The sequence below is a fragment of the Candidatus Zixiibacteriota bacterium genome, from assembly GCA_014728145.1.
GTDB lineage: Bacteria > Zixibacteria > MSB-5A5 > JAABVY01 > JAABVY01 > WJMC01.
In genome coordinates, this window is sequence record WJMC01000198.1 from 1 (window position 1) to 8,942 (window position 8,942).

Annotated in this window: 9 protein-coding genes; 1 reads left to right on the forward strand and 8 read right to left on the reverse strand. The window is 50.7% G+C overall.

Features of this window, described 5'->3' with window-relative positions:
- Positions 1–406: hypothetical protein (locus tag GF404_11375; GenBank protein MBD3382781.1), on the reverse strand; the 406-nt coding region annotated here is incomplete at its 3' end.
- A gap of 77 nt (positions 407–483) precedes the next feature.
- Here GF404_11375 and GF404_11380 point away from each other — a divergent pair.
- Entirely contained in the window at positions 484–3,048 is a 2,565-nt protein-coding gene (locus tag GF404_11380) for an LptF/LptG family permease (protein ID MBD3382782.1), read from the forward strand.
- Between the two features lie 46 nt (positions 3,049–3,094).
- Here GF404_11380 and GF404_11385 read toward each other — a convergent pair whose 3' ends face one another.
- The 7 genes from GF404_11385 to GF404_11415 form a co-directional block, all read right to left on the reverse strand.
- Positions 3,095–4,351, reverse strand: coding sequence for an adenosylhomocysteinase (locus GF404_11385; protein MBD3382783.1), 1,257 nt, complete (start codon positions 4,349–4,351; stop codon positions 3,095–3,097).
- A 15-nt stretch (positions 4,352–4,366) separates the two neighbouring features.
- A complete protein-coding gene (locus GF404_11390) occupies positions 4,367–5,530 on the reverse strand; it encodes a methionine adenosyltransferase (GenBank protein ID MBD3382784.1) in 1,164 nt (387 codons plus the stop codon).
- 163 nt (positions 5,531–5,693) lie between these two features.
- A complete protein-coding gene (locus GF404_11395; GenBank protein MBD3382785.1) occupies positions 5,694–6,338 on the reverse strand; it encodes a hypothetical protein in 645 nt (214 codons plus the stop codon).
- Positions 6,335–7,186 (reverse strand): hypothetical protein, encoded by an 852-nt coding sequence (locus GF404_11400; protein MBD3382786.1) that lies wholly within the window; start codon positions 7,184–7,186, stop codon positions 6,335–6,337. Before GF404_11400 ends, GF404_11395 begins: the two co-directional genes overlap by 4 nt.
- Positions 7,186–7,818 (reverse strand): hypothetical protein, encoded by a 633-nt coding sequence (locus tag GF404_11405; protein ID MBD3382787.1) that lies wholly within the window; start codon positions 7,816–7,818, stop codon positions 7,186–7,188. The genes GF404_11400 and GF404_11405 overlap by 1 nt, the downstream gene beginning before the upstream one ends.
- Complete coding sequence (locus GF404_11410) at positions 7,819–8,670, reverse strand: hypothetical protein (GenBank protein MBD3382788.1); 852 nt, start codon at positions 8,668–8,670, stop codon at positions 7,819–7,821.
- Positions 8,670–8,942: bifunctional phosphoglucose/phosphomannose isomerase (locus GF404_11415; protein MBD3382789.1), on the reverse strand; the 273-nt coding region annotated here is incomplete at its 5' end. The genes GF404_11415 and GF404_11410, both read right to left, overlap by 1 nt.

Here is an 8,942-nt window from a genome sequence, read left to right on the forward strand (position 1 = left end):
ATAGATTCATCAAAAGTGCTTTCAGGTGTGGATTTTCCAAAGAATTGACGAGATCGGTAAACTCCTGCTTGAGGTCTTCGAGTGGTCGTGATGAAGCCCGTTTCAGGTTTGCGAGATCGAATTCACCGGCATGAGCGGATCGGATCCTCTCAACTGTCAGTTGCGGACGCCCCCGAAAAGATCCAACCAGACCCTGCACCTTGACCACTTCAGCATCATCGAGTGCTGTTTTAATGGTCTCCGCCTGATCCCAGAGGACGGCATCGATTGAGCCCGTGCGATCCCCCAAAAGCAGCACCAGACGGCTTCCGCCCTCATGTACTTTCAACTCCATTTGCTTAAGCAGGAAAAAATCGGTGATTCGTTCCCCGCTTTTGAAATCCCTTATCAATTCAATGACCTCCATAAGCAATCTAAAAATCTGATACGTCAACAGCAAGGAAAATAGTTGCTGTCAGAGGGTAAACAGGTTACTTTCATCCCATGCGCATTTTGAGCCGATATATCCTGCGCGAACACATCGGTCCGATCCTCTTCGCACTGGTGATCACACTGTTCGTACTGATCGTCGATTTTATCCCCTCCATTGTGGAACTGATCATCGGCAAGAGCCTGGATGTCTTCACAGTCCTGTGGGTATTTACGCTGAACCTGGCCTGGATGCTGGTGCTTGCGGTCCCGATGGCGGTTTTGATTGCAACTTTGATGGCTTTCGGCAGGCTGTCCTCGGACTTCGAAATCCTGGCCATGAAAACCTCCGGAATCAATGTCCTGCGCATGATCTACCCGGTTTTGATGGCTTCACTGATCCTGGCGGGCGGTTTGGTGTGGTTCAACAATGCAATCCTTCCGGAGGCGAACCACAAGGCACGAGTGCTGATGGGTGATATTCGTGTAATGCGACCGACTCTCTCGATCAAAAGCAATATCTTCATCAACGACATCCCGGGCTACTTCATCCTGATCGGTGATGTCGACCACGAGACAGCACGTATACGTGACGTCCTGATCTATGACCAGCGTTCTCGCAATGTCAGCCGGACAATCACAGCCGATCGCGGTTATCTGGAGTTTTTAGAGGGCGGGCAGGTGCTCTCGTTCGAACTCGAGGATGGCGAAATCTACGAGGAGGATGCCGGCTACCAGGCCAGCTATCGACGCGTGGCTTTCAAAAAGCAGCTTTTTAATATCCGCGACATGAACCGTGAACTGCGGGTCACGGAATCTTCACATCGAAGCGACCGGGAGATGTCGACTACTATGATGCTTGAACAAACCGATGCCCTTCGTGAAAATATTGAGAATTTCAAAGAAGAAATCGACCGGGTGCTTTTAAAACATCTCGATCCGCATCGTGTCACCCGTGGCGACACGATGTCTGCCGACTACAGCAGGGAAGAACAACTTTCCCTGGTATATGTTCTGGAAGCTATCAAGAACCTGCGCAACACCCGCAACCTGATCAGCAACAACCTGCGTAAAATCGATCAGCTTCAAAAATCGATTAACGTTTACCTCCTGGAAGTCCACAAGAAATTCTCTATACCGACCGCCTGTGTGGTGTTCGTACTGATCGGTGCGCCGTTGGGGATACTGGCAAGACGGGGCGGATTCGGTACTGCAATCGGAATTTCAGTCGGGCTGTTCATGGTCTACTGGGCTTTTTTGATCGGAGGAGAGGAACTCTCCGACCGGGGATTTGTCTCGCCGGTCTTGTCGATGTGGATGCCGAATATCCTGATCGGCGCAGTGGGGTTGATGCTTTTCCAGTGGGTAATCACCGAACGCTCACCGCTGGCGTTTATGGGCGGTTTACGTAACACCCGCCTGTGGATAAGGTTTATGAACACAGTGGAGAAGGCTCTGCACTTCTTCAAGGGTGAAATGATCGATAAAAAACACAAACCACGAACTCGCTCGGACTGGATCAAAAAGATACGCTTAATCCGCATCCTGGACAATTACCTGCTGATGAAATTCGTGCGGGCTTTTGTATTATCGCTGGTGGTTTTTATATTGATCATGCATCTGGTGCATCTGATTGAACATCTCGATACTTACATCGACCGCAAGGCCGGTTTTAAGAGTATTGTCATGTTCTACGTCTATTTCACACCCTTTATCGTTATTTTGACAACGCCGGTGGCGACACTTTTGGGAGCGATCTTCACGGTCGGTCTGATGGCGCGCGGAAATGAAATCCTGGCGATCAAGGCCTCGGGGGTCTCGCTCTGGCGGGTGGCATTACCACTTCTTATAGCAGGAATGGTTATTTCCATTCTGTCTTTTGTAGCATCCGATAAACTGCTTCCCTACACCAACCAGAGAAAATCTGAGATTCGCTACGGGGACATAGAAAACCTGCCCGACTTTCGCAGTGAGTATTACAGCAATTTCCATCGCCGTGGAGAGCAAGGCCGGATCTTCAACTTCCGCCTTTACAGCCCACAGCAAAAAATGGGAAAAGATGCAGAGATTCACACCTATCAGGAAAACCGCCTGGTAGAATTAATAGAGGCCAAAGAATTGTCATGGAAAGATTCGATCTGGGTCGCCTACGACGGTACAAAAACAATCTTTTCTGATATAGACAAGCCTCAAACTCAGGATTCTCTGGTCAGTTTTGACACCCTTTTCCTGCCGGCTTTGACTGAACATCCAACCCGTTTTGCCCGACGGCAGATCGATCCTCGAGATTTCGGCTACGACCAGTCGATATCAGATTTGAAACAGGAGATCGAAAACAAACGCAAAAACGGCATTGATCCCACACCCGAACGGGTTTACCTTATGTTTAAGTATTCATTGCCCCTGACCAGCTTTATCATCATCCTGATTGCTGTTCCTCTGGCATCAGATCCACGGCGGGGTTCACCCGCGATCGGATTCGCTTTCGCGATCGGAATATCATTTGCCTATATGGTCATCTTCGAGGTGTTCCGCACACTCGGGACATCGGGTAAAATTCCTCCCGCATTTGCGGCATGGTCGATCAACGTCATCTTCTTTTTGATCGGCCTTTACATGATGTTCAGGGCACGCAAATAAAAAACCCCGCGATGCCGGCGGGGCTTAAAATCAAGAAATAGTGATATCAGGTACCCATCTTCCAGGAGGCCAGGTATTCCTTCTGCTGGGCTGTCAGCCTGTCGATCGAGACCTGCATAGATTTCAATTTCAACTCGGCGATCCGGGCGTCGATCTTCTCCGGAACTGTATAAACCTGGTTTTCCATTTTGCTGGCGTTTTTCCTGAGATACTCGACAGACAGTGACTGGTTGGCAAAAGACATGTCCATAACCATAGCAGGATGACCCTCGGCACAGGAGAGGTTGACCAGCCGTCCCTCGGCCAGTACATTGATACGGCGATTGGCTGTAATCTGGTACTCATTGACGAAAGGCCTGACCGGGCGCACTTTTTTAGCTATCTTTTTTAAACCGTCAAGGTCCAGTTCTACATTGAAGTGCCCGGAGTTGGCTACCACTGCCCCGTCTTTCATTTTCTTAAAATGTTCCGGCCTGATAACCGCGATATTGCCTGTGACCGTGATGAAGATATCACCGACAGAAGCCGCCTTCGACATCGGCATTACCTGAAAACCGTCCATGGCCGCCTCGATAGCTTTGAGCGGGTCAACTTCGGTCACAATGACATTGGCACCCAGGCCCTTGGCACGAGTTGCCAGTCCGCGACCGCACCATCCATACCCGGCCACCACCACGGTTGAGCCGGCAATCAGGTAATTGGTCGCCCGCAGGATGCCATCAAGCGTGGATTGCCCGGTACCGTAGCGATTGTCGAAGAAGTGCTTGGTCTTGGAGTCGTTGACTGCGATTACCGGATAGGCGAGTTCACCTTCCTTCTGCATACTGCGCAGGCGGATCACGCCCGTCGTCGTTTCCTCGGTACCGCCGATAATATCCTTGAGGTATTTACGCATATTCTCATGAAGGGTATATACCAGATCACAGCCGTCATCCATGGTAACATTCAGACCCGGCCTGAGAGTCGCCTTGATATGCTGATAATACTTGGTCTTGTTGGCCCCGGTAATGGCAAAGACCGAAATCTTGTCATGTTTAACCAGCGAGGCGGCCACATCATCCTGGGTAGAGAGAGGGTTGGATGCGCAGAGATAAACTTCGGCTCCACCCGCTTTGAGCGTACGCGCCAGGTTCGCTGTCTCGGAGGTGACATGCAGACAGGCGGCGATCTTCAGCCCTTTTAGTGGTTTTTCCTTTTTGAAACGCTTCTCCACCAAAGCCAGCACCGGCATGAACCTTCCGGCCCATTCGATTTTCTTTTTTCCACTGTCGGCCAGCTTGAGCGACTTGATATCATATTTCATCTATTCTCCTTTATGCTATACATCACGTGCCAGGTCTTTGGCGATATCGGTTCTCTCCCAGGTAAACTCCTCCAGCTCACGACCGAAATGGCCATAGGCGGCCGTTTTACGATAGATCGGACGCAGTAGATCGAGCTGTTCGATCATGCCCTGCGGAGTCAACTGGAAATGCTTTCTGACCAGTTCCTCGATTTTCTCGGGAGGAACTTCAGAGGGCGGATCGGTAAAGACATTGATCGAAACAGGATCAGCCCGCCCGATAACATAGGCGAGTTGAATCTGGCATTTCTCGGCAATTTCAGCCGCCACGATATTTTTAGCGACATAGCGCGCCATATAGGCCGCCGAGCGATCGACTTTAGTCGGATCCTTGCCGGAAAATGCCCCGCCCCCATGGGTGGCCATCCCGCCGTAGGTATCCACGATCACCTTGCGACCGGTCATGCCGGTATCAGAAACCGGGCCACCGATCACGAACTTGCCGGTCTGGTTGATATAGAAGCGAGTCTGCTCATCCATAAGATCTTCAGGAATAACACTGTCAACTATCTTTTCGCGAATTATCTGTCGTGATTCAGGTGTGATTTCGGATTTTAGATAGTCGAGAATTTCCTCGGTGTGCTGGGTGGCAATCACAACACTGTCGATTCTCTTCGGCCTGCCATCGACATACTCGACTGTCACCTGCGACTTGCCATCGGGGCCCAAAAACGGAAGTTCCTCGTTTTTACGAGCCTCGGCCAGTTTCTGGCAGAGCTTGTGTGACAGCATAATCGGCATCGGCATCAACTCCGGAGTCTCACGGCTGGCATAGCCGGTCATAAGCCCCTGGTCACCGGCGCCTCCGGTATCGACTCCCTGGGCGATATCCGGTGACTGCTTGCCGATAACGTTCAACAGCGCGCAGGTCTGGTAATGAAATCCAAGCGCGGGGTTGTCGTAGCCGATCTCACGAATCACCTCGCGTACTACAACCGGAAGGTCAACATATCCCCGGGTAGTGATCTCTCCGCCGACCATCACCAACCCCACCGTAACAAAAGTCTCGCAGGCAACGCGGCCGCTCGTGTCCTGCCTGAGAACATCATCCAGAACAGCGTCAGATATCTGATCGCAGATTTTATCCGGATGACCTTCGGTTACGGATTCAGATGAGAACAGAAACTTTTTGCTTCCCATCACTGCTCCTTTATTTTATGAACTGATTAATTTGCCTTCGCAATGGTGTCCTGAAAAAATCCATCTTCTCTCGTGAGCCGGTATACTAATTAATGCGGAATCTTTACTCGATTCTGCATAAATATCAGAGGAAACAATTAAGCAGAAACAACTTTAAAATCAACTAATTTAAATTGAATATCCCCAGCCAGTCGACTGTGATAAACTTGACCTGACCGATCAAGAGTGAAAGACGGGCCATAACCGTGTAACCGAAATGAGCGCCAAATGAAATCATGATAAAAACCATTCCGACCCGCGCGGTCCCGCCCAGAAGCCCCTTGTGTTCTTTAGAAAAGTAGAAATATATCAACGTGGTAATGACTCCGCTGATAATGATCAAGCCTCCCGGTATAACTCCGAATAACCAGTCGCCGGCCAACGGGCTTATGATAGTCGCCATCGTCTGAGGCAGAACCAACCCGTGCAACTGCTGGATCAGAAAGATTCCGGCGGTATTGCCCATCACAAATGCCAAAGATACCCGCGACAAATATGAAAACCGGTCGAAGAAACGGGTAAACATCAGAAGGCCGAAGATTCCCGGCACGATCAACTGCCAGGCGCCTTCATTCGAAATCGGCAGATACAGTCTCTGGATGATTACCTGTTGCCAGATCAAACCGACATAGTAGCCCGCAGTCAATCCGGCGAACAGATGCTCCGCCAGACGGTAGAAGAAATTATCCTTATACAGAAATGAAAAGATCGACAGGATCAGAAAACCTGCCACTGACATCTCGAGGAAATTAACAATCTCAGGACTCATTTCTTACGATCCCCCAGAAAATAAGCGACATTACCGATCAGGATAAAGAGTACTATCACGAGATGAACCGTCGACTGCGGACCCATGAAATGCGTAGCCATCCCCTCCGATCCGATCAGCTTTTCGTATTCGGCCGCTCCCTTCATACCTCCCAGCAGACCGACCATCTGACCGCTCTGGAGATACGAATAGAATTTTGGCGCCATCACCGCGGTAACAGCCGAACCGAGCGGAATTCCAAACTGGCGGTTGGCCAGAGTGACCCATTCGTCCACGATGCCATTATCAGAAACGATAAACAGGAACTCGACATCGTCGTAGGAATCGACATCCTGCATAATCGGGTAATCATCGAGCGGAGTGCCCCGAAAATCGGTCGGATAGATTTTGCGGAAGGAATCGCCCATCCCCAGTATGACAGCCTTGTAATCCGGCTTGTAACCGAGGTTGATATAGTCGACTCCGTACTGCTTGCGAACGCCCAGTTCATCGACAGCCCAGATCTCGGCCATTTCCTGCATCACCCGGGCAGTTATACTGGGGCCTCCCAACGGCACTGTACTCATCGTTACAAGCTTGAGATGCTTACGCCAGCACTGCTTGACCGCGGCACGAGACATCGGCTCGACCTCGGCCAGGGTGGAGGGATAGTAATCGAAAGTCAATATTATAGTTGAACTGTCGGGGAGATTTTCGACCCACTCGTACAGGTCACGGCTCTCCTTGGAGACATATATTGGCTGAGGGAAACCGACTATGAAGGGCAAAATTACCGCCGCGAATACCACCAAAAAGATAATCCTGCGGTCGATACCGGCCAGTTTTTTTGCCAGATCCTTCCGTTTCATCAGTCACGCCCCATATAAGTTCTTTCGATTCCGAGGATGATCCGAATCGACATGCTGGCCGCCCCCAGGGCTGCCCCGATAATGATCCCGCGTTGCACTGCCAGGTTGGGATAATTCATGATCCATTCGGTGATCGAAGGGAGCCTGTGGTAGATCACTTCCCCGAGCGGAATCCGTCCCAGCATGACCATGATCGCCACGATCAACAAAATAGTAGCTTCCAGGGTACGTGCCCTGAAAGCGCGATAGGCGGCGGAGGCGATAAAAAACGCCAGCATAGCAAACATGGAGGACATCATCGGAGACGACATGTTCTGAAACAACCAGTCATAAACAGTACCGGCATCAGTCCCCTGGATGATTCCGAAACCGCCGGAGACCGCCAGGCTGATCAGGAGGATGAGCTTAAACGGCCAGTCTTTTTCGAGCCTTTTGACCCTGGTGTAGTTTACGCTGGTAATCGAGACAACTCCCAGAAGCAATGTGAATCCGCCGATAATCGAAACCCAGACCTGCATATCACCGCGGAAATTCGAAATCTCGGATTTACCTGAAAAGAAGGCCACAATAATCAAGAGGCCGGCGGCAAACGAGACGATCATCGGTAGCGTTCTGCGGATGAAATTCTGCATCTATGATGTCTCCAGAAGTTCGAGGATGAATAGACCGCGCCAGTCCAGCAGAAGAATCACGATCGCAACCAGTATCAGTATAACAACAATCACCTTCATGAAATCCTGGCCTTTGAGCGATCCCAGCATCTTCGGCTCGCCCGAGAGATACGCGCTGGCGGCGTAAAGCTCCTCACCCATCAATGTATAGTCGCAGGCGGCAATAAAAAACGGCAACTGCTCAGGGTTGGCAGTGCCGGAAATCTGGATTGCGCCGCTCAGATTGCCGGTTTCGGCCAGAAGCAATGATTCAGCATAGAAAGCACCCATGAAGATATTCGCGGCCGGCTTTATGCGGGTCATGATACCGTTGACCGCGGCCGCCAGAGCAAACTGCGACCCGGCCACGTACTGTACCATCGAATCATTGTACTGCTCTTTTTTGCCGGCGTTTACATATGAATCCTTGACTATCTCCTGGGCCGCCGCCATAACGATCGGATACTGCACGGTCACCAGCAGGGGTGTCTCATATTCCGCTGTAATCGCCGCGACTTTTCCTAAGATAGAAAGACCGGCGATAGTCTGAATTTCGGATACTTCCTGGATTCCCGGAATGAACAGCACCGGCTTACCCATCTCGGTAGCCCGGCCGACCGCCTCCGTGACAGCATCGAGACCGCTCAGCTTGCGAATAAACAGCGGTTTGCCACTGCGTGCCAGACGTATATACACCAGGACTGCAACGGTGAAAACAGCCAAAAGTATAAAGGCATTGATTCGGTCACTGCGAAACCAGGCCTCACCCTCGGCCGCCATCAGCAAACTCGGCAGGAGTAATATCACAGATGCAGTACAGAGCAGTCGCTTCATCAGATTTTCGCTAACTCGCCTTTCAGGTGATCAATCACTTTGACCGGTGTGGGATCGATTTTATTTAGCAATGCCAGATACAGGCTGACGAAATCTCCGAATTGTATTGCAGAAAACATTCGCGCCAGAAGATTGGGACCACTGGTCTCAAACTCCAGCACATCGACGCCCCTGTCGCGGATAATATCCGCCACGATTTTCATGCGGGGTGTAACCCGCTTATGATCATCTTTGTCCCTGATTATAACAGTATACAGCTTGTCTTTGAAATC

Coding starts and splice junctions, on each gene's coding strand:
- GF404_11395 (MBD3382785.1), bottom strand. CDS start 6,338: ATGAGTCCTGAGATTGTTAATTTCCTCGAGATGTCAGTGGCAGGTTTT.
- GF404_11410 (MBD3382788.1), bottom strand. CDS start 8,670: ATGAAGCGACTGCTCTGTACTGCATCTGTGATATTACTCCTGCCGAGT.
- GF404_11400 (MBD3382786.1), bottom strand. CDS start 7,186: ATGAAACGGAAGGATCTGGCAAAAAAACTGGCCGGTATCGACCGCAGG.
- GF404_11390 (MBD3382784.1), bottom strand. CDS start 5,530: ATGGGAAGCAAAAAGTTTCTGTTCTCATCTGAATCCGTAACCGAAGGT.
- GF404_11380 (MBD3382782.1), top strand. CDS start 484: ATGCGCATTTTGAGCCGATATATCCTGCGCGAACACATCGGTCCGATC.
- GF404_11385 (MBD3382783.1), bottom strand. CDS start 4,351: ATGAAATATGATATCAAGTCGCTCAAGCTGGCCGACAGTGGAAAAAAG.
- GF404_11405 (MBD3382787.1), bottom strand. CDS start 7,818: ATGCAGAATTTCATCCGCAGAACGCTACCGATGATCGTCTCGTTTGCC.